Annotated in this window: 17 protein-coding genes and 1 riboswitch; of the genes, 13 read left to right on the top strand and 4 right to left on the bottom strand. The window is 39.8% G+C overall.

The window, feature by feature from the left end:
* Positions 1-49: 49 nt before the first annotated feature.
* From metG to ACYQ2D_RS08100, 6 genes are all read left to right on the top strand, one after another.
* On the top strand, positions 50-2,017 hold the full coding sequence (metG, locus tag ACYQ2D_RS08125) for a methionine--tRNA ligase (protein ID WP_117457003.1): 1,968 nt from the start codon (positions 50-52) through the stop codon (positions 2,015-2,017).
* Positions 2,018-2,114: 97 nt separating this feature from the next.
* Positions 2,115-2,882, top strand: a complete 768-nt coding sequence (locus tag ACYQ2D_RS08120) for a TatD family hydrolase (protein ID WP_022303200.1) — start codon at positions 2,115-2,117, stop codon at positions 2,880-2,882.
* Positions 2,883-2,964: 82 nt separating this feature from the next.
* Positions 2,965-3,546 (top strand): TetR/AcrR family transcriptional regulator, encoded by a 582-nt coding sequence (locus ACYQ2D_RS08115; RefSeq protein ID WP_022303199.1) that lies wholly within the window; start codon positions 2,965-2,967, stop codon positions 3,544-3,546.
* An 82-nt stretch (positions 3,547-3,628) separates the two neighbouring features.
* A complete protein-coding gene (glgB, locus tag ACYQ2D_RS08110; protein WP_459785083.1) occupies positions 3,629-5,539 on the top strand; it encodes a 1,4-alpha-glucan branching protein GlgB in 1,911 nt (636 codons plus the stop codon).
* Between the two features lie 24 nt (positions 5,540-5,563).
* On the top strand, positions 5,564-5,731 hold the full coding sequence (locus ACYQ2D_RS08105) for a PD-(D/E)XK nuclease domain-containing protein (RefSeq protein WP_117457001.1): 168 nt from the start codon (positions 5,564-5,566) through the stop codon (positions 5,729-5,731).
* On the top strand, positions 5,704-6,144 hold the full coding sequence (locus ACYQ2D_RS08100) for a DUF488 family protein, N3 subclade (protein ID WP_459785082.1): 441 nt from the start codon (positions 5,704-5,706) through the stop codon (positions 6,142-6,144). The genes ACYQ2D_RS08105 and ACYQ2D_RS08100 overlap by 28 nt, the downstream gene beginning before the upstream one ends.
* 204 nt (positions 6,145-6,348) lie before the next feature.
* Here the strand turns inward: ACYQ2D_RS08100 and thiC are convergent, their stop codons facing one another.
* Both thiC and ACYQ2D_RS08090 read right to left on the bottom strand, forming a co-directional pair.
* Complete coding sequence (gene thiC, locus ACYQ2D_RS08095) at positions 6,349-7,656, bottom strand: phosphomethylpyrimidine synthase ThiC (RefSeq protein WP_022303195.1); 1,308 nt, start codon at positions 7,654-7,656, stop codon at positions 6,349-6,351.
* Positions 7,657-7,756: 100 nt separating this feature from the next.
* Positions 7,757-7,867, bottom strand: a riboswitch (TPP riboswitch).
* A 31-nt stretch (positions 7,868-7,898) separates the two neighbouring features.
* Positions 7,899-8,936 (bottom strand): threonine aldolase family protein, encoded by a 1,038-nt coding sequence (locus tag ACYQ2D_RS08090; protein ID WP_118701354.1) that lies wholly within the window; start codon positions 8,934-8,936, stop codon positions 7,899-7,901.
* 260 nt (positions 8,937-9,196) lie between these two features.
* On the opposite strand from ACYQ2D_RS08090, the gene ACYQ2D_RS08085 reads away from it, so the two are divergent.
* The 5 genes from ACYQ2D_RS08085 (at position 9,197) to ACYQ2D_RS08065 (ending at position 16,913) form a co-directional block, all read left to right on the top strand.
* Positions 9,197-10,384, top strand: coding sequence for a GTP-binding protein (locus ACYQ2D_RS08085; RefSeq protein ID WP_117456999.1), 1,188 nt, complete (start codon positions 9,197-9,199; stop codon positions 10,382-10,384).
* 103 nt (positions 10,385-10,487) lie between these two features.
* A complete protein-coding gene (locus ACYQ2D_RS08080) occupies positions 10,488-11,438 on the top strand; it encodes a TIGR03943 family putative permease subunit (protein ID WP_022303192.1) in 951 nt (316 codons plus the stop codon).
* A gap of 9 nt (positions 11,439-11,447) precedes the next feature.
* Entirely contained in the window at positions 11,448-12,020 is a 573-nt protein-coding gene (gene pth, locus ACYQ2D_RS08075; protein WP_022303191.1) for an aminoacyl-tRNA hydrolase, read from the top strand.
* A gap of 30 nt (positions 12,021-12,050) precedes the next feature.
* Positions 12,051-15,608, top strand: coding sequence for a transcription-repair coupling factor (gene mfd / locus ACYQ2D_RS08070; protein WP_444146964.1), 3,558 nt, complete (start codon positions 12,051-12,053; stop codon positions 15,606-15,608).
* Between the two features lie 69 nt (positions 15,609-15,677).
* Complete coding sequence (locus ACYQ2D_RS08065; RefSeq protein WP_459785080.1) at positions 15,678-16,913, top strand: SurA N-terminal domain-containing protein; 1,236 nt, start codon at positions 15,678-15,680, stop codon at positions 16,911-16,913.
* A 53-nt stretch (positions 16,914-16,966) separates the two neighbouring features.
* Here ACYQ2D_RS08065 and ACYQ2D_RS08060 read toward each other — a convergent pair whose 3' ends face one another.
* On the bottom strand, positions 16,967-17,806 hold the full coding sequence (locus tag ACYQ2D_RS08060) for a PocR ligand-binding domain-containing protein (protein WP_117456996.1): 840 nt from the start codon (positions 17,804-17,806) through the stop codon (positions 16,967-16,969).
* A 39-nt stretch (positions 17,807-17,845) separates the two neighbouring features.
* Positions 17,846-18,955 (bottom strand): phosphotransferase enzyme family protein, encoded by a 1,110-nt coding sequence (locus tag ACYQ2D_RS08055; RefSeq protein ID WP_117456995.1) that lies wholly within the window; start codon positions 18,953-18,955, stop codon positions 17,846-17,848.
* 201 nt (positions 18,956-19,156) lie between these two features.
* Between ACYQ2D_RS08055 and ACYQ2D_RS08050 the strand changes: the two genes are divergently transcribed.
* The gene (locus ACYQ2D_RS08050; RefSeq protein ID WP_117457044.1) at positions 19,157-19,684 is read left to right on the top strand and encodes a spore maturation protein; all 528 of its coding nucleotides are present in this window, start codon (positions 19,157-19,159) and stop codon (positions 19,682-19,684) included.
* 143 nt (positions 19,685-19,827) lie between these two features.
* Positions 19,828-21,027, top strand: a complete 1,200-nt coding sequence (hisZ, locus tag ACYQ2D_RS08045) for an ATP phosphoribosyltransferase regulatory subunit (RefSeq protein ID WP_459785078.1) — start codon at positions 19,828-19,830, stop codon at positions 21,025-21,027.
* Positions 21,028-21,052: the final 25 nt, after the last annotated feature.

Below are 21,052 nucleotides of genomic sequence, written 5' to 3'. Positions count from 1 at the left end.
CTGTGTTTGATTCTGTGAGTACATAGAAAAAAGTAAAGGAGAAAAAATCATGGATAAGAAAAAATATTATATTACCACAGCGATTGCCTATACTTCCGGCAAACCGCATATTGGAAATACTTATGAAGCAGTACTTGCAGACAGTATTGCAAGATTTAAAAGACAGCAGGGATACGATGTATTCTTCCAGACCGGTACAGATGAACATGGACAGAAAATTGAGTTAAAAGCAGAAGAGGCAGGTGTAACCTGTAAAGAATTTGTTGATAAAGTATCTGGAGAAATTAAAAACATCTGGGATTTAATGAATACTTCTTATGATAAATTTATCCGTACAACAGATGCGGACCATGAAAAACAGGTTCAGAAAATTTTTAAAAAACTGTACGACCAGGGAGATATCTATAAAGGATACTATGAAGGAATGTACTGTACTCCTTGTGAATCTTTCTTTACCGAATCTCAGTTAGTCGATGGAAAATGTCCGGACTGTGGACGTCCGGTTACACCGGCAAAAGAAGAAGCTTATTTCTTTAAAATGAGCAAATATGCACCGAGACTGATTGAATACATTAACGAGCATCCGGAATTTATTCAGCCGGTTTCCAGAAAAAATGAAATGATGAACAACTTCCTGCTTCCGGGACTTCAGGATCTCTGTGTTTCCAGAACTTCTTTCAAATGGGGAATTCCGGTTGATTTTGACCCGAAACATGTTGTTTATGTATGGTTAGATGCGTTGACCAACTATATCACAGGAATCGGTTATGACTGCGATGGAAACAGCACAGAGCAGTTTAAGAAAGACTGGCCGGCAGATTTACATCTGATTGGAAAAGATATCATCCGTTTCCATACCATTTACTGGCCGATTTTCTTAATGGCACTTGATTTACCACTTCCAAAACAGGTATTTGGACATCCGTGGCTGCTTCAGGGCGATGGAAAAATGAGTAAATCCAAAGGAAATGTTATTTATGCAGACCAGTTAGTTGATTTCTTTGGAGTAGATGCCGTTCGTTATTTTGTACTGCACGAAATGCCATTTGAAAACGATGGTGTGATTACATGGGAATTAATGGTAGAACGTTTAAATTCTGAACTGGCAAATACCCTTGGAAACCTCGTAAATCGTACGATTTCCATGTCCAATAAATATTTTGGCGGAGAAGTAAGAAGTACCGGAGTGACAGAACCGGTTGATGAAGAATTAAAATCAGTTGTACTTGGAACAAAGAAAAAAGTTGCAGATAAAATGGAAGAGCTGCGTGTTGCAGATGCAATCACAGAAATCTTTACTCTGTTTAAACGTTGCAATAAATATATTGATGAGACAATGCCATGGGCACTTGCAAAAGAAGAAGATAAAAAAGACCGCCTTTCAGAAGTACTCTACAATCTGGTAGAAGGTATCTGCATCGGGGCTTCTTTACTCGAATCCTTTATGCCGGAAACAACAGAAAAGATTTTAGCTCAGTTAAATGCACCAAAGAGAACTTATGAAGAACTTGATACATTTGGTTTATATCCGGCTGGAAACAAAGTAACAGAAAAACCGGAAATTCTCTTTGCTCGTCTTGATATCAAAGAAGTGATGGAAAAAGTAGAGGCAATGAAGAAAGAAGAAGCCGAGAAAGTCGGAACAGCAGAAGAAAAGAAAGAAGAACCGGTAATCGAAATTGAAGCAAAACCGGAAATTACATTTGATGATTTCATGAAAATGCAATTCCAGGTAGGTGAAATTATTGCCTGTGAAGAAGTGAAGAAATCCAAGAAACTGCTTTGTTCTCAGGTAAAAATCGGAAATCAGGTAAAACAGATTGTATCTGGAATCAAGTCCAATTACAAACCAGAGGATATGGTTGGAAAGAAAGTAATGGTATTGGTAAACTTAAAACCGGCAAAACTTGCAGGTGTACTTTCTGAAGGTATGCTGTTATGCGCAGAGGATGAAAATGGTACATTGGCATTAATGACACCAGATAAAGAGATGCCGGCAGGTGCAGAAATCTGCTAAAATAAGAGAAAACTTTCTGATATATAAATTACAACAGACCTCCATAGGTAAGATGAAAATCGGACTATGGGGGTCTTTTCCTAAAAAGGAGAAAGAAATGATATTTGAAACACATGCACACTATGATGACGAGGCGTTTGATGGGGACAGGGACAGCCTGATTTGGGCGATGCATGAACATGGAATTGATACCATTATCAATGTTGGGGCAAGCCTTAGAGGGGTAAGAGAAACGGTAACCTTGATGGAACGTTATCCGTTTGTCTATGGCGCAATCGGTGTTCATCCGGATGAAGTCGGAGATTTGGATGAAGAAAAAATCGCATGGATGCGTAAGCTTTGTGAAAAAGAAAAGACAGTTGCCGTCGGTGAAATCGGCCTGGATTACTACTGGGATAAAGAGAGCCATGAAATTCAGAAGAAATGGTTTGTGCGTCAGATGGATTTAGCAAAAGAGATGAGCCTGCCGATTATTGTACACAGCAGAAATGCGGCAAAAGATACCATGGATTTGATGAAGGCAGAGAGGGCGGATTATTTAAGAGGAGTGATTCACTGTTATTCCTATTCTTTAGAACATGCAAAAGAATATATGAATATGGGATATTATCTTGGAATCGGCGGTGTTGTCACATTTAAAAATGCAAAGAAATTAAAAGAAGTGGTAGAATATGCACCGCTTGATTATTTACTGCTTGAGACGGATTCGCCTTATCTGGCGCCGGAACCGTATCGTGGAAAACGTAACTGCTCGTTGTATTTAAATTATGTGGCAGAGGAAATTGCGAGAATTAAAAAAATTTCTTATGAAGAAGTTGTCGAGACAACGAAGAAAAATGCGCAGAAATTATTTGGTGTAAAATAAAGAAGAACAAGGCTTGCTTTTTAATATACCGATTGGTATAATAGAGTACAACGAAGACATGCAGACAGCCGGAGGGCAGTTTATGGATAATAAAGAATTGATAAAAAAGTCAGCGTTGAACCTTTTTTATGCAAGAGGATATGACGCAGTTGGGGTACAGGAAATTGTAAACACTGCAGGGATTACCAAACCAACGCTGTATTACTATTTTGGAAGCAAACGGGGACTGCTTGAAAATCTGCTACAGAGTGGATATCAGCAGTTAGAGGATGAAATCCTGGACGCAATTAATAAAAGCGGAGATTTAAAAGACGTGCTTTATCGTGTTGCGCGCACATTTTTTGATTATTGTAGCAAGCATCAGAAATTCTATTTATTCATGCTGTCTCTTTTTTATCTGGGAAGAGAAAATGAAGCTTATCAGGTGGTTGCACCTCTGATTGAGCGGCATTATAGAATGATGGTTAAAATTTTTGAAGATGCGGCAGGACAGCTTGGAAATATGAGAGGACGTCAGGAATTATTTGCGGTTGGATTTACCGGTGTATTAAATCACCACATTCTGACTGTAAATTACAGTCTGAAAGAAGGCGAGACGTTTCACATTTCGAATGAGACAACGTATGAGATTGTGCATCAGTTTTTACATGGGATTTATACCTGAAATGGCTGCGGGGTTTGACAGAAAAAGAAAAAATAAAAATATAAATGATAGAAAATTATCAGTTTAAAGAAGGGGAAAGCTTATGGCGAAAAATCAAACTTTAAAGATTACGGAAATGGACCGTTATCTGTTCGGTCAGGGAACACATTATGAGATTTATAAACTCATGGGAGCACATCCGACAAAACAGAAAGGAAAAGACGGCGTTTATTTCGCAGTATGGGCTCCTCGTGCACAGGAAGTAGCGGTAGTTGGAGATTTTAATGGATGGGACCCAAATGAAAACATTATGAAATGTGATAATGACATGGGAATTTATCAGCTTTTCATACCAGGAGTCAAATCTGGAGACTTATATAAATTCTGTATCACATCACCATCAGGAGAACTGCTTTATAAGGCTGACCCTTATGCAAATTATGCAGAAAAACGTCCGGGAAATGCTTCCCGCGTTTATGATATCACAAACTTTAAATGGAATGATTCTGTATGGATGAAAAATCGTCAGAACTATGATGTAAATAAAAATGCGATGTCCATTTATGAAGTACATCCGGGTTCATGGAGAAAACATCCTCAGAATGAACATGATGAAGATGGATTCTATAATTACAGAGAACTTGCACATTCTCTGGCAGAATATGTAAAAGATATGGGCTATACCCATGTAGAATTAATGGGAATTGCAGAACATCCATTTGATGGCTCCTGGGGCTATCAGGTAACCGGATATTATGCACCGACTTCCAGATATGGCACACCGGATGATTTCCAGTATTTTGTCAATTACATGCATAAAAATAAAATCGGTGTTATCTTAGACTGGGTACCGGCGCATTTTCCGAAAGATGCTCATGGACTGGCTGATTTTGACGGCACACCGACTTATGAATATGCAGACCCGAGAAAGGGTGAACATCCGGACTGGGGTACAAAAGTATTTGATTATGAAAAAAATGAAGTAAAGAACTTTTTGATTGCAAATGCGCTGTTCTGGATGGAACAGTATCACATTGACGGACTTCGTGTAGATGCGGTGGCTTCCATGCTGTATCTGGATTACGGAAGAGAAAATGGACAGTGGGTTCCGAATAAATACGGAGAAAATAAAAACTTAGAAGCGATTGAATTTTTCAAACATTTAAATACAGTCGTGCTTGGAAGAAATAAAGGAACGGTCATGATTGCCGAAGAGTCTACAGCATGGCCGAAAGTAACCGCACATCCGGAAGACGGCGGTTTAGGATTCAGCTTAAAATGGAATATGGGATGGATGCATGATTTCCTTGAATATATGAAGTTAGATCCGTATTTCCGTCAATACAATCATCATAAGATGACGTTCTCTCTGACTTACGCATACAGTGAGAATTATGTGCTGGTATTATCACATGATGAAGTGGTTCATTTAAAATGCTCCATGATTAATAAAATGCCGGGACTTGGACAGGATAAAATCGAAAACTTAAAAGTCGGTTATTCTTATATGCTTGGACATCCGGGTAAAAAACTGCTCTTTATGGGTCAGGAATTTGGACAGTATCAGGAGTGGAGCGAAGCAAGAGAACTCGACTGGTATTTAACAGCAGAGTCCAGCCATCGTGAGTTAAGAGACTATGTAAAAGAGCTTTTGAAAATGTATAAAAAATATCCGGCACTTTATGCAACAGACCACACAGAGGGGGCATTTGAGTGGATTAATGCGGATGATGCCAGCAGAAGCATTTACAGCTTTATCAGAAAATCACCGACAGGAAGAAATAATCTGTTGTTTGTCATTAACTGTACACCGGTAGCGAGAGATGATTATCGTGTCGGTGTTCCGAAAAAGAAACAGTACCGTCTGGTATTAAACAGTAAAGACCCGAAATTTGGCGGGAATGTGCCGGTAGAGAAAACCGTTTATATGGCACAGAAAAAAGAATGTGATGGAAGAGAATTTTCTTTCGCATATCCATTACCGGCTTATGGAGTTGCTGTATTTACATATTAATTAGAGGACGGAGTTTTTGGACTTTTGGGGTCTGAAAACTCCGTAGAAAAAGATTGTAAAGAAGCATTAAAACAGATAGACGAAAAGAGATATACACAAATGTTGGAGAAAGAAGGAATCGAACAGATTCTGAAATATGGAATTGCATTTCAGACGAAGAAGTGTTGTGTAAGAAGAGGCGAGTTGTCATAATTTATACCGGATGTATCCCAAAAATTGATGAAACAAAATATGATGAAGTCTGGTGGATTGTCCGTTCCCCAGACTCAACTCCCACAACAGAAAAGCTGGTGCAGGAACTGAGTCCTTCAAAGGAAGTATTTAAAGCATACAGAAAGGCGTTCCACCTTGGAATCTTTGATGAAGAATATTTTCAAACCGTTTATGTACCTCATTTTTTAGACGACCTTGTAAAGAATCAAAGCGCGCTAGAGAAGCTTGGATGGTTGTGTGAAAAAAGCAGAGAAAAAAATATCATACTGGGATGTTACTGTGAGGAAGAAGCGCTTTGTCATAGAAGCATTATAGCGGGAATATTGCTTGGAATGGGAGCAAAAATAGAAACGAAAGCAGAGTATATCAAATATTTTAACCAAATCAAGTAAGTCCCCTGCTTCAATTGCGAAAAGCAATAAGCAGGGGTGGGGACTTGCTTGTATCAGGAGGGGGCAAGCCCCTTCTGATAAGCTGCGTAGCAGCTATTTGGTTATGAGCAAGTAGCGAAGCGGATTGCGAATATCCACATGACAACAATGGAGTTTTTGGTTTGAGCCAAAAACTCCATTGTTGTCATTTTATCAGTTGTAGTATCATTCATCGTAAATATTTACAATTTCCCCATCTAAGATACGGTTCATATTTTTTACAGCACAGAAGTTTCCACACATACTGCAGGTATCTTCTTTTTCCGGTTTGGCTTCGGCGCGGTAGCGTCTTGCTTTTTCCGGGTCAATACAGATATCAAACATTTCCTCCCAATCTAATTTCTTTCTTGCAAGGCTCATCTGGTGATCCCATTCGATGGCACCTTTTACGCCTTTTGCAATATCAGCGGCATGTGCTGCAATTCTGGAAGCGATGATGCCTTCTTTTACGTCATCAAGGCTTGGCAGACGCAGATGCTCTGCAGGAGTTACATAGCAAAGGAAGGAAGCTCCGGATGCGGCAGCGATTGCACCACCGATTGCAGCTGTGATATGGTCATAGCCTGGAGCAATATCTGTTACTAAAGGTCCGAGCACATAGAAAGGTGCACCCTTGCAGATGGTTTTCTGGATTTCCATATTTGCGGCAATCTGGTTCATTGGCATATGGCCAGGACCTTCTACCATAACCTGTACGTCTTTTTCCCATGCCCGTGCAGTCAGTTCGCCTAAAGTAACAAGTTCTTCAATCTGGGAGATATCAGAAGCATCTTTTAAACATCCTGGACGGCAGGCATCTCCAAGACTCATAGTGATGTCGTATTCACGACAAATGTCAAGAATTTCATCATAATGTTCATAGAATGGGTTTTCTTCACCGGTCATTTCCATCCATGCAAAAATGATAGAACCACCACGAGAAACGATATTGGTAAGACGACGGTTTGCTTTGAAACGTCCTGCGGTGGCTTTATTGATACCACAGTGAATGGTCATAAAGTCAACTCCATCTTCCGCATGCATACGCACGATATCAATCCATTCTTTGGAAGTGATTTCTTTTAATGGTTTGTGATAATAAACAACTGCGTCATAAATCGGAACAGTACCGATCATAGCCGGACATTCTTTGGTAAGACGTTTACGGAAGGTGCGGGTATCTCCGTAAGAGCTTAAATCCATGATAGATTCAGCCCCCATTTTGACTGCATTGTTTACTTTTTCGATTTCCATATCCATGTCTTTCCAGTCTCTGGAAATTCCAAGGTTTACATTGATCTTAGTTTTGAGCATAGAACCGATTGCGTTTGGTTCGATTGAAGTATGGAGTTTGTTACAAGGAATGATAACCTGGCCTTTTGCCATATATTCCATTAATTCTTTGACATCCATGTTTTCTTTTTTTGCTGCGATTTCCATTTCTTTTGTGATAATGCCTTTTCTTGCGGCATCCATCTGTGTTGTGTATTCCATGATTACGGTTGATTCTCCTTTCGCATTTAGATTGATAAGCTTTTGTTTGAAGACGTTTAGCTAATAAAAAAAGGTGCACCCCCGACAGGTACACCTTAATCATTCACATAAAATATGCTTCCTACGCCGGCATTATCCGTATCAGGTTCATAGGGTCGAAATCCGTTCGTATTTCTTCTCAGCCGACGCGTCAGCTCCCCTTTTCTTTGTTTTTTATATCATATCGTCTATTCTGATATTTGTCAAGCATAGATATAAGACCACTGTTTTAAATCTTTGATAAAATCTTCAACAGCCTGTTCATTTGTCGCCCAAGAGGTGCAGAAACGAAGACAGGTATGGTTTTCATCCGGTTTGCACTGGAAAGTTGTGACATAATTCTCATTGATTTTTTTGGCGAATTCATTCGGGAAAATCGGGAAAAGCTGATTGGTAGGTGAATCGCATAAAAATGGAATCTTGCAGTCGATAAAGCCTTCTTTTAAACGCTGTGCAAGTGCCACACTGCGTTTTCCAAGTTCGAGATATAAATTATCCTGGAAAAGTTCTTCAAACTGTACGCCAATCATCCAACCCTTGGCGAGAATCGCACCACGCTGTTTCATATTAAAACGGAAATGGTCTTTTAAATCATCGTTTACTAAAATGAGTGCTTCACCAAACATTGCTCCGTTTTTTGTACCGCCAATATAAAAGGCATCGCATAAATCCGGCAGATCTTTTAAGGTCAGCTGTGTTTCTTCTACAGCAAGTGCCATGGCAAGACGTGCACCATCGATATAAAGATACAGATTATGGCGTTTGCAGAACTGATAAAGTTTCTCAAGTTCTTCTTTTGTGTAGACGGTTCCGAGTTCGGTTGGGAGAGAAATATAGACCAGACGAGGTTCTACCCAATGCTCATTTTCGTGCTGTTTTAAGACCGGACGAATCAGGTCAGCAGTCAGTTTTCCATCGGTACAAGGAATAGAGAGCACTTTATGTCCGCTTGCTTCGATCGCTCCGGTTTCGTGTGTATTAATATGACCGGTATCCGCACTGATGACTGCCTCATAAGGGCGCAGAGCATGCGAAAGAAACGTAAGATTTGTCAGCGTTCCTCCGGTAATAAAATGAATATCAACTCCATAATTTTCCAGTGCTTCCTGGATTTTATCGCGGGCATTATCGCAATGCTCGTCTAATCCGTAAGAATTATTCTGGTGGTAGTTGATGGTTTCAAGTGCGCGAAGAATATTTGGATGTGCTCCTTCGCTGTAATCATTCTGAAAACTGTACATAATAAAAATCCCCTTTTTTCAACAACATCTTTCATCTCATTCTAACACAATTTTCGTAAAAAGAAAGTGAAAAGATTTAGAAGAGAAAATTAATTGACGATGGACTGGACAATTTCGAGTTAGTTGTGGTAAAATCCTAAAATAGATGATAAACAGGGGCGGAAGTACTGAAAGTGGAACTTTCGTCCCCTTTTACCGTGCTATACAAAATGTACTCTTGGAGTCTTTAAACATTTGTTTTGGAAAGGAAGTAATTGAAGATGACAAAAATTGATATTTTTTCAGGATTTCTTGGAGCAGGTAAAACAACATTAATCAAAAAGTTATTAAAAGAGGCATATAAAGGCGAGCAGGTCGTTTTAATTGAAAATGAATTTGGTGAAATCGGTATCGACGGCGGTTTCTTAAAGGAAGCAGGAGTAGAAATTCGTGAAATGAACTCCGGATGTATCTGCTGCTCTTTAGTTGGTGACTTTGGAACTGCTTTAAAAGAAGTAATCGCAAAGTATGAACCACAGCGTATCGTAATCGAACCATCAGGAGTCGGAAAACTTTCTGATGTTATCAAGGCTGTTCAGAAAATCGAAAACGAAGTTGAAATCAAATTAAACAGCTTTACAACTGTAGTGGATGCAACAAAATGCAAAATGTATATGAAAAACTTCGGTGAATTTTTCAGCAACCAGATTGAATATGCCGGAACTGTTATCTTAAGCAGAACGGATAAAGCTTCCGAAGAAAAAATTGCAGCGGCACTTGAGATTATCCGTGGACTGAATCAGACAGCAGCAGTTATCACAACTCCGATTGAAAAACTTTCCGGAGAAAAGATTTTGGATACAATGGAAAATAACCGCTCTTTGGAAAAAGAATTAATGGATGAAGAAGTTTGCCCGGTATGTGGTGGACATCATGCTCATGAACATCATCACGACCACGACCATGAAGAGTGTGGATGCGGACATGACCATGACCACGAACATCATCACGACCACGACCATGAAGAGTGTGGATGCGGACATGACCATGATCATGAACATCATCACGACCATGACCATGAAGAATGTGGATGCGGACATGACCATGATCACGAGCATCATCATGATCACGACCATGAAGAATGTGGATGCGGACACGACCATGACCATCATCATCACCATCATGCAGATGAAGTGTTCACAAGCTGGGGGAAAGAGACAACAAAGAAATATACAAAAGAAGGAATTCATGAGATTCTGGAAGCACTCTCTAACCATAATGACGAGTACGGAATGGTACTGCGTGCAAAAGGTATGGTAGAGGGCGAAGATGGACAGTGGATTTACTTTGATATGGTTCCGGGTGAAGCAGATGTACGTGAAGGTGCACCGGAATACACCGGAAGAATCTGCGTCATCGGTTCTAAGATGAATGAAGCAAATCTGGCCAGATTATTCGGTCTTGCATAATCAAGATACGAGAGAAAAATAACAATACAAATAAGCTTAAGGTGTGAGTGTTGAACTGAAGTTTTGACACTCACATCATGATATTTAAGAAAGGTTATAAAAAATGGACGAATTTAAAGTACCGATTTACCTTATGACAGGTTTTCTTGAGAGTGGAAAAACATCATTTTTGAATTTTACACTCGCACAGGAGTATTTTCAGATTGATGAACCGACCCTTTTAATTCTCTGTGAGGAGGGTGAAGAAGAATACGATAAAAAAGTGCTGAAAAAAAGCCGTACTTCTGTAGAAGTAATCGACAGCATTGAGGAACTGACCACAGAGCGTCTGGTTGCTTATGATGCATTTTATAATCCGGGTCGCGTTATCATTGAATACAACGGAATGTGGCAGGTAAGCAAATTAGAAGAACTGACATTTCCGTCTGGATGGGGAATCGAACAGCATATTGTGACAGTAGATGCAAGTACCTTTCAGGTATACCTTAACAATATGAAATCCCTGTTTATGGAAATGGTAAGAAATGCAGATTTAGTATTATTTAACCGTGCAGATACCGAACTTCCGCTTGCAAATTTCAGAAGAAGCATTAAAGTTGTAAATCCGGGTGCAGAACTGATTTTTGAAGATGAAGAGGGTGAAATCGAGGATATCTTTGACGGAGAAATGCCATTTGATGTCAAGGCCGAGACGATTGAAATTCCAAATGAGGATTATGGAATCTGGTATCTGGATGCGAGAGACCATGCGGATACTTATAACGGAAAGAAAGTTTCTTTTACCGGAATGGTGTTAAAATCCAGAGAATTTGCTAAAAATGAATTTGTACCGGGACGTATGGCAATGACCTGCTGTGCAGATGACACCACATTTTTAGGATTTGTCTGCAAGAGCGATGAAGCACGTCATCTAAAAACCGGAAAATGGGTGAATGTCGTAGCCAAAGTGAAATATGAATTTGTACCGGCTTACGGTGAAACAGGTCCAGTACTCTATGCGATTTCTGTGGAAGAGACAGAACCGTTAAAAGATGAACTGGTATATTTTAGTTAAGGAGCTGATATGTATTTAATAGTAGGACTTGGAAATCCAGGAAAACAGTATGATAAAACCCGCCACAATATGGGATTTGATACCATTGATGAATTGATAGACCGTCATCGGATTGCCGGATCTGGAATCGACCGGAAAGCGATGTATGGCAAGGGAGTGATTGCCGGAGAAAAAGTCATTCTTGCAAAGCCGATGACCTATATGAATTTGAGCGGAGAAGCAGTCAGGGAATTAATCAATTATTATAAAATGGATGCAGAGACAGAACTGGTTGTCATCTATGATGATATTGATTTGGACCCGGGACAGATAAGAATCCGTAAAAAAGGCAGCGCCGGTGGACACAATGGAATCAAAAACATTATTGCCCAGCTTGGAACCCAGAATTTCTATCGAATTAAAGTAGGAGTCGGAGCAAAACCAAAGGGATGGGATTTGGCAGATTATGTACTGGGACGTTTTGATAAAGACGAACGTGTTCTGGTCGATGAAGCAATCAAAGAAGCTGCCGATGCAGTAGAATTAATTTTAGCAGAGGGCATTGAAACTGCCATGAACCGTTATAACGCAAAAAAGAAATAGGAATGAAATAAATAAATTGAGGGAGAAAACATGCAGGCACTTTTGCAGCCACTTTCAAAACTTGGTGAATACGAAGAAATTAAAAACAGAATAGAGAAAAATCGTGGAATTTTACAGCTTGCCGGATGTATTGATTCGCAAAAAGCGCATGTCATTTACGGACTGGGGCAGGAAAAGAAGAACCGTCTTGTCATTGCGGAAAATGAATTAAAAGCAAAAGAGTTGTACGAAGATTTGAAATTTTACTATCCGGATGTTTTTTATTATCCGGCGAGGGATTTAATTTTCTTTGAAGCAGATATTCATGGAAATCTGCTCACAAAACAGCGGATGCAGGTAATTGCAGCACTTTTGGAGAAAAAGAGTGTGACGGTGGTGACAAGCATCAGTGGCTGTATGGATTATCTTCTTCCGATTTCCGTACTTAAAAAGCATGTCCTGCATTTTAAAAATGACAGTGTGCTTGATACCGAAGCACTCAAAAAAGATTTGATTAATATGGGATTTGAGTACAATGCGCAGGCGGAGACCCCGGGACAGTTTGCCATGCGTGGTGGAATTGTGGACATCTTTCTTTTAACCGAGGAAAATCCGGTGAGAATCGAGATGTGGGGCGATGAGATTGATTCTATCCGCAGTTTTGATGCCGAAAGTCAGCGTTCCATTGAAAATCTGGACGAGATTACCATTTATCCGGCAGAAGAGATGATACTTGATGATTCGGTTTTGGAAAAAGGTCTGATATCCATTGAAAAAGAGCGGGATAAGACGATACAGGCATTTCGGGATGCCTTTTTGCCGGAAGAAGCCGGACGTATCAAAAATATGGTAAATGAAGCAGTCAGCGCAATGCGGGAATTTCATGATTTTTCATCAGCAGAACATTTTATCCGATATTTTTATAAAGAACCGGTCACTTTTTTAGACTATTTTGAGGAGGAGGATACACTCCTTTTTTTAGACGAAACAAATCATCTTTTAGCAAGTGTGGAAGCAGTGGAAACGGAATTCCGTGAGAGCATGAAGCACCGCCTTGAAAAAGGTTATCTTCTGGCAGGACAGACAGATTTATTATGCGGGAAAAAACTGCTGATTCATAAAATTAATCAGAAAAACGGCATTGGAATCTGTACGATGGAACAGCAGAAAGAGGACTGGCAGATAAATGATTCCTTTTATCTGACAACCAAATCGGTAAATTCGTATAATAACAGTTTTGAACTTTTAATAAAAGATTTGAAAAACTGGAAAAAACGGGGATATCAGGTGTTGCTGTTGTCCGGTTCAAGAACAAGGGCGAAACGTCTGGCACAGGATTTATTAAATGAAGGCTTGACGGCGGTTTATACGGAGGATAGAAATCGTGAAATCCATGAGGGTGAGATTGTAACGACGTATGGATATGCCAGAAGCGGATTTGAGTATCCGATGGTGCGTTTTGTTTTGATTACTGAAAGCGATATCTTCGGAAAAGAGAAGAAAAAGAAGCGAAAGAAAACAGAATACAGCGGAAAGAAAATTCAAAGTTTTTCAGAACTTTCGATTGGAGATTATGTGGTTCATGAAAATCATGGATTGGGAATTTACCGTGGGATTGAAAAAGTTACCGTAGATAAAGTAGTGAAAGATTATATTAAAATTGAATATGCGGGTAACAGCAATTTATATATTCTGGCAACTCAGTTAGATTTACTGCAAAAATATGCCGGAGCGGATGCACGTGCGCCGAAGTTAAATAAATTAGGCGGTCAGGAATGGAACAAGACCAAAACAAAGGTGCGTGGAGCAGTAAAAAATATTGCAAAAGATTTGGTTGCTCTTTATGCTGCGAGACAGGAGAAGAATGGTTACTGCTATGAACCGGATACGGTCTGGCAAAAAGAGTTTGAAGAAATGTTTCCATTTGAGGAGACGGAAGACCAGTTAGCGGCGATCGAAGCGACTAAAAAAGATATGGAAAGTAACAAGATTATGGATCGTCTGGTCTGCGGGGACGTCGGATATGGAAAGACCGAAATTGCAATTCGTGCAGCATTTAAGGCGGTTCAGGAAGATAAACAGGTGGTCTATCTTGTTCCGACGACTATTCTTGCACAACAGCATTACAATACCTTTGTTCAGAGAATGAAAGATTTTCCGGTGCGGATTGATTTGCTTTGCCGGTTTAAGACTCCGGCAGAACAAAGAAAAACCATTGAGGATTTGAAAAAAGGGTTTGTGGATATCGTAATCGGAACGCATCGATTGTTGTCAAAAGATGTGGTCTATAAAGATTTGGGAATGTTGATTGTGGATGAGGAACAGCGGTTTGGCGTGACTCATAAAGAAAAAATCAAAAAACTCAAAGAAAATGTGGATGTATTGACGCTGACGGCAACACCGATTCCGAGAACCCTGCACATGAGTCTGATTGGAATCCGTGATATGAGTGTATTAGAAGAAGCGCCGATGGATCGTATGCCGATTCAGACCTACGTAATGGAATACAACGAAGAGATGGTAAGAGAGGCGATTAACCGCGAGCTGGCAAGGGGCGGACAGGTTTATTATGTGTATAACCGTGTCAATGATATTGATGAAATCACAAATCGGATTGCAAAATTAGTGCCGGATGCAAATGTAGCCTTTGCACACGGTCAGATGCCGGAGCATCAGTTGGAAAAAATTATGTATGGATTTATCAACGGAGAAATTGATGTGCTGGTATCCACGACAATTATCGAGACTGGTCTGGATATTTCAAATGCCAATACCATGATTATTCATGATTCTGACCGGCTTGGTTTGTCCCAGCTTTATCAGCTTCGTGGTCGTGTGGGTCGTTCAAACAGGACTTCTTATGCCTTTTTAATGTATAAAAAAGATAAGATGCTAAAAGAAGTTGCCGAGAAAAGATTGCATGCCATCCGGGAATTTACGGATCTGGGAAGCGGATTTAAGATTGCGATGCGTGATTTGGAAATTCGCGGTGCGGGAAATCTTCTGGGTGCAGAACAGCACGGGCATCTTGAAGCGGTTGGATATGATTTGTACTGTAAAATGCTCAACGAAGCGGTTCAGGAAGAAAGAGGAATGGAACAGGCAGAAGAGTTTGAGACTACAATTGATTTGGAGATGGATGCCTACATTCCGCCAAAATATATTCCAAATGAATATCAGAAGCTGGATATTTATAAACGGATTGCCGGAATTGAAAATGAAGAAGAATATGAAGATATGTTAGAAGAACTGATGGATCGTTTTGGAGAACCGCCGAAGGCGGTACAGAATTTGCTTGCAATTGCAAATTTAAAGGCGCTTGCACACAGGGTTTATGTAAGAGAAATCAAGCAGATCAATCAGGAAGTAAAAGTAACGATGTTTGAACGTGGAAAATTAAAAACGGAGGGGATTCCTGCGATTTTAGAAAAATATAAAGACCGGATGTCTGTGCGGACAGGAAAAGAATTTTATTTCCTGATTTCCCTGAAAGGAAGAAAAGCGAAAGAGTTCTATAAGGCGCTTGACCTGGTTTTGGAAATTCTCCATGAGTTTGAGGCATTATTACCAGAAAGTTCACAAAAAATCCCTTGCTCAAAGGAACAATAAAGATTATACTTAACAAGTACACCAAAAGTACATCAAATATCGAATGGAAATGAAAATACGGGAGGAATTATGAATAAATTAGGAAGGGTTCTTGCCTGCACGACTCTTGCGGCAACATTGACAATGACCAGTTTGACTGGATGTGGAAGTACATTAGATGGAACGAAGACAGTAGCGACGGTTGGAAAGGAAGAAATTACAGCCGGAACAGTGAACATGATGCTTCGTATGACCCAGGCTCAGATGATGTCTTACTATTCCATGTTTGGAACATCCACTACAGGAATGTGGGGAAATAAAGGCGATGATGGCAAAACTTATGCAGAAAGCACCAAAGACGACATTATGGATCAGCTTCATAATCTGGTATTGTTAGAACAGCATGCAAAAGATTATGATGTAACCATCACAGATGAAGAACAGAAAGAATTAAAAGCCGCAGCAGAAAAATTTATGACAGATAATGATGCAGAAACGATTGCAAAACTCGCAGTGACCCAGTCCGACATTGAAAAACTGCTTGAGTTATACAGCTATCAGACAAAGATGTATGACCCGATGACAGCTGATGTAGATACCAATGTAGAAGATAAAGAAGCACAGCAGAGTAAAATTACGTACTGCAAAGTTTCTACAGAAGCGACTAAAGATGATGAGGGAAATTCTACAGAGTTGACAGATGAAGAAAAAGCTGCAAAGAAAGACCAGGCACAGCAGGTATTAGATAAAATAAAAGCGCAGGAAGATATTGCCGGCGCAGATGTGGACAGTCTTGCAAAAGAAGTGGATGAGTCGCTTAGTTCGTCTACTGCAACTTACAGCACAAATGAAGACGATAAAGATTCCTCTCTTGATGCTGACGTAATGAAAGCAGCAAAAGAACTGACAGAAGATGGTCAACTTGCTTCTGATGTCATCGAAGGCAGTGACGGATACTATGTAGTCCGTATGGACAGTGTTTTTGATAAAGATTCTACTCAGACAAAAAAAGACAGCATTGTAAAAGAAAGAAAACAGAAAGCTTATGATAAACTGCTTAAAAAATGGGCAAAGAAAACGAAAATCTCAGTTAATAAAAAAGTATGGAAAACAGTAACATTAACAGATGAAGATGTTTACAGCTTCAAACAGGCTGATACATCAAGCGAAACAACAGAAGCAACAGAAAATACAGATAGTTCAGAAGCAGAAGAAAGCACTGAGACAACAGAAAATACAGAGGAATCCTCTGACAGCACACAGGCAGATGAAAATTCAGATGCAGGTGAAAATGCTGATACAGAAGCAACCGAAACAGCTGAATAATAAAAAAAGTCCGTTATCACTATTTATATTTAGGTGATAACGGACTTTTTAACTTATAAACGACTCTGGCGGAATTTTTTTCGATAATCCCTTGGGGTCATTTTTTGTGCTTTATAAAAAGCACGTGTAAAATAGTTCTGGTCATTATAACCACAGTGAAATGCAATTTCTCCGATACTCAAATCAGAAGATTCCAATAAGCGACGGCTGTTTTTCAGCCGAACCTGACTGATATGAGTATGAATGGAAATTCCGTAAGTCTCTTTGAATTTTCTGGTGAGAGAGGAACGACTGCAGAAGAACTGGGAGCAGAGGTTATCAATGGTGATATGCTGTCCATAGCGTTCTTCAATGTAGCTGTGGACTTCTGAAACCAGCTCTTTTTTCGTTAACTGCATACGGTTTGTCAGAGTAATATACTGAGCGCAGATTTCCATGATTGTAACAAGGGAGTCGATTGTCTGACGGTCACTGACCGGAATCTGGGCAATCGTATCCTGCAACAATTCATAGTCATCTTTTTTCATATAAGGAAGCGCTTTTTTGAATGTCTCTTTTGCAGCTTCTTTTCCTTTGTTGATGGTCTGACCCATCATCAGATATCCGGTTAAAGTACCGAAACTATAAAGCGGGGCAACTGCCTCATATAGCCCTAAGTGGCATTTATAAATGTGAAGCCGTTTTTCATCCTGTACTTTACGAAATGCCATGATATCCTGTTCTACGCAGTGTTTTCGACCTTTCGGATTTTCCTGTATCAGCGAACAGAGACAGCCGAGTTCTTTCGGGAAAGCAGCAATTTCCTGAAAATAAGTATCGTAAACACTGATACGGAAGCCGGATATATGATAAAGTTCTTTTAAAATCTTTTCGATTGAAATTGTCTGCTCCATAAAGAATTCCTCCTTAAATTTCAGTTGAACAGAGAAAATTTAGATGTATTTTGTGACAATCTGTTTCATATCATCCATTTTACGTTCCATGTCAGCAACCAGAATCATCTGAGTGCGAGTGCGGTCAAGATTATGATGTTCTCTTTGGATTTTAAAGTAGGTATCTCCATTTAAATAATCAGTAAGGAAACGAAGTCCACATTCGAGAGTCATCAGTTTTGCAGAAAATGGAATCAGTTCAATTTCTTCTTTCGTTAAAGAATCGCCTGCTTCAGAAAGAAAACCGGCAGTGTAAGCTTCAAAGAGTTCTAAGCTCATGGAAACTTTGGTTAAATCAATTTCATCTTCGGCAGCAGTGCTTGCGCCAAAACGGATGCTGTCACCAAAATCGTATAAAACAGAACCGGGCATTACAGTATCCAAATCAATGACGCAGATTCCCTCGTTTGTGGTATTGTCCATCATAATGTTGTTCAGCTTTGTATCATTATGGGTTACACGAAGTGGAAGTTTTCCGGCATTGATGGCATCAACTACTGTTTTTCCGTCGGTTTCACGCTCCAGATAAAATTCGATTTCCTGCTGTACATTTTTTGCACGACCTTTTTTATCTGCTTTTATGGCCGCTTTAAAATCTTCATAGCGGGATGGAGTGTTATGGAAATTTGGGATGATTTCATGCAGGGTGTCAGCTGGATAGTCGGCAAGCAGTTTCTGAAAATGTCCAAACGCTTTTGCGGCATTTTTGAAGATTTCAGGAGAAGAAACGGTCTGATAGCAGGTTGCATCTTCAATAAAAGTATAGCTTCTCCAGTAAACCCCTTCGCTGTCTTTAAAAAGGGAAGAGCCGGATTTTGTAGGAATAACAGTAAGAGTTCCACGGCTTGGGTCTTTTCCCTGCTCAATTAGTTTTTTCCTTAAGTGAGAAGTAACGCCTTCAATATTTTCCATCAATCCATAAGGGTCTTTAAAAATAGAAGTATTGATAGCCTGAAGGATGTAGCGGACAGGTGGTTTCGTTTCACGGCTGAAATAAACGGCAAACGTACTGTTGATGTGACCACAGCCAAATGGTTCTTCATAAATAAATGTACCGTTATACAGAAACTGAGGTACGATTTCATTTTTTATTTTTTCAGAGATAGACATGGTTTTCCTCCTGAGCTTTAAATTAAATTCTTATTTCTTAATTATATAAAAAAGAAAAGAAAATTCTATAGAAAACTGACTCATAAATAGCAAAAACAGGAGAAAAAGATAAAAAATGCTAAAATGAAAGAGGGTGGGATTTTTAAGGCTGATGTAGAGTATAATGAAAGAAAGAATAAAAATGGGGTGTACAGGGATAAGATGAGAGTTCTGCTGTTTTTTTCAGAAATGATAATTCCACTGATTTTATTTTACGTTGTCGGTTTCGGTGTATTAATGAAATGTGACATCTATGAGGAATTTGTAAAGGGCGCAAAAGAGGGCTTAGAGACAGTCATTCAGATTCTTCCAACATTAATCGGGCTTATGGTGGCAGTAGGAGTCCTGCGTGCTTCAGGATTTTTGACCATGCTTGGAGAAGTGCTCGGAAAGGTGACAGAGCCGTTTGGATTTCCGTCGGCTTTAGTACCGCTTACAATTGTGCGGATGTTTTCTTCAAGTGCGGCAACAGGGCTTTTACTTGATGTTTTTCGGGAATTTGGAACGGATTCTCGAAACGGAAAAATTGCTTCTATTATGATGTCGTGTACGGAAACAATTTTCTACACAGTGTCGGTGTACTTTATGGCAGCAAAAATAAAGGATACGAGATACACGATAGCAGGCGCATTTCTTGCTTCTGCGGTGGGAATTGCTGCAAGCGTATGGCTTGCAGGCTACATGGGGTGAAAAAGGTTGACAACCCAAAATTTAGATGTTACTATGGTAGCACGTTAAAATATGAAAAATGGATATTATAATGGAGTGAGCGAGAGAACCCACGGTTTTAATCGTTTGAAAATACATAGAAAGGCAAGGGTCGAAAAAGAAAAATGAGATATTATGATAAGATAACACCAGATGGAACAAAAGATTTACTTTTCGGTGAATGTGAACAGCGTTCACAGGTAACAAAGACCCTGAAGGACTTGTTTACAGCCCAGGGGTATCGGAGGGTTATGACACCCGCACTTGAATTTTATGATGTATTTGGAAAATCAGCGGCGAAATATCTGCCAAAGGAAAGTATGTATAAACTGACAGACCATAAAGGAAGACTGATGGTACTCTGTCCGGATTGTACCGTACCTGTGGCCAGATTGACGGCAACCAGATTAAAAGGGATGCCGATGCCGCTTCGTTTATTTTATAACCACAATATTTACCGTATGTTTCCGGAGTTAAAAGGAAAGAGTACAGAAATCAATCAGGTCGGAATTGAACTGATTGGCGGAGAAAAATTAAGAAGTGACCTTGAAGTGGTTGAACTTGCAGCAAGATGTTTAAGTACTATCGGAAATGGAAAATACCGTCTGGAATTATGTGATATTGGTTACTTCAAGGCAATTATGAACAGTCTGGATGTGGATGAAGATACCAAAGAGGAAATCCGTTATCAGATTGAACAGAAAAACTATGCCTCTCTTACCGATATGCTTGGAAAATACAAAGACAGCAAAGCTGCGCAGGCACTTTTGAAGCTGCCAAGATTGTTTGGCGGCGCAGAAGTATTTGAAAAAGCGTATGAACTATTTGATGAAAATGGCGCAAAAGAAAGTCTGGATTACTTAAAGGGAATTTATGAATACTTGCAGGCACTGGGACTTGGTGATAGAGTAATCATCGATTTGGGACTTGTTAACTTGGCAGAATATTATACCGGAATTATCTTCCGCGGTTATTTCCACGGAATTGGAGAGCAGGTGCTTTCAGGCGGTCGTTACGACCAGCTTCTGCAGGATTTTGGAGTGGAAGAATGTTCTGTCGGATTTGGAATCAATGTAGATTTGGCAAGCCAGAAAGTAAAAACGGTAGAGGAAAATATACCGGAAGTGCTGGTATTTGCACCGGATACGAAGTTTTTGGCAAAAGCAGTCCATCATCGCAGAGAACTGGAAGACCAGGGCATGCTGACGGAAAACTGCGTTTTTGATACAATGGAAGAAGCATTTGATTATGCAAAAATGAGAGGAATACCGAAAGTGCATCTGGTGGGAGACGATATTACCGTTTGTTTAACGAAAAAAAAATAGGATGTATAGCTACTCACTGGGAGGC

It is taken from the genome of Blautia stercoris (assembly GCF_054657695.1).
Note: the sequence above shows the minus strand (reverse complement) of the source record. Positions and strands in the feature narration are given on the sequence as shown.

Bases quoted from the DNA above. Each gene is read 5' to 3' on its own strand.
- metG (WP_117457003.1), top strand. From the start codon at position 50: ATGGATAAGAAAAAATATTATATTACCACAGCGATTGCCTATACTTCC.
- ACYQ2D_RS08120 (WP_022303200.1), top strand. From the start codon at position 2,115: ATGATATTTGAAACACATGCACACTATGATGACGAGGCGTTTGATGGG.
- ACYQ2D_RS08115 (WP_022303199.1), top strand. From the start codon at position 2,965: ATGGATAATAAAGAATTGATAAAAAAGTCAGCGTTGAACCTTTTTTAT.
- glgB (WP_459785083.1), top strand. From the start codon at position 3,629: ATGGCGAAAAATCAAACTTTAAAGATTACGGAAATGGACCGTTATCTG.
- thiC (WP_022303195.1), bottom strand. From the start codon at position 7,656: ATGGAATACACAACACAGATGGATGCCGCAAGAAAAGGCATTATCACA.
- ACYQ2D_RS08090 (WP_118701354.1), bottom strand. From the start codon at position 8,936: ATGTACAGTTTTCAGAATGATTACAGCGAAGGAGCACATCCAAATATT.
- ACYQ2D_RS08085 (WP_117456999.1), top strand. From the start codon at position 9,197: ATGACAAAAATTGATATTTTTTCAGGATTTCTTGGAGCAGGTAAAACA.
- ACYQ2D_RS08080 (WP_022303192.1), top strand. From the start codon at position 10,488: ATGGACGAATTTAAAGTACCGATTTACCTTATGACAGGTTTTCTTGAG.
- pth (WP_022303191.1), top strand. From the start codon at position 11,448: ATGTATTTAATAGTAGGACTTGGAAATCCAGGAAAACAGTATGATAAA.
- mfd (WP_444146964.1), top strand. From the start codon at position 12,051: ATGCAGGCACTTTTGCAGCCACTTTCAAAACTTGGTGAATACGAAGAA.
- ACYQ2D_RS08065 (WP_459785080.1), top strand. From the start codon at position 15,678: ATGAATAAATTAGGAAGGGTTCTTGCCTGCACGACTCTTGCGGCAACA.
- ACYQ2D_RS08060 (WP_117456996.1), bottom strand. From the start codon at position 17,806: ATGGAGCAGACAATTTCAATCGAAAAGATTTTAAAAGAACTTTATCAT.
- ACYQ2D_RS08055 (WP_117456995.1), bottom strand. From the start codon at position 18,955: ATGTCTATCTCTGAAAAAATAAAAAATGAAATCGTACCTCAGTTTCTG.
- ACYQ2D_RS08050 (WP_117457044.1), top strand. From the start codon at position 19,157: ATGAGAGTTCTGCTGTTTTTTTCAGAAATGATAATTCCACTGATTTTA.
- hisZ (WP_459785078.1), top strand. From the start codon at position 19,828: ATGAGATATTATGATAAGATAACACCAGATGGAACAAAAGATTTACTT.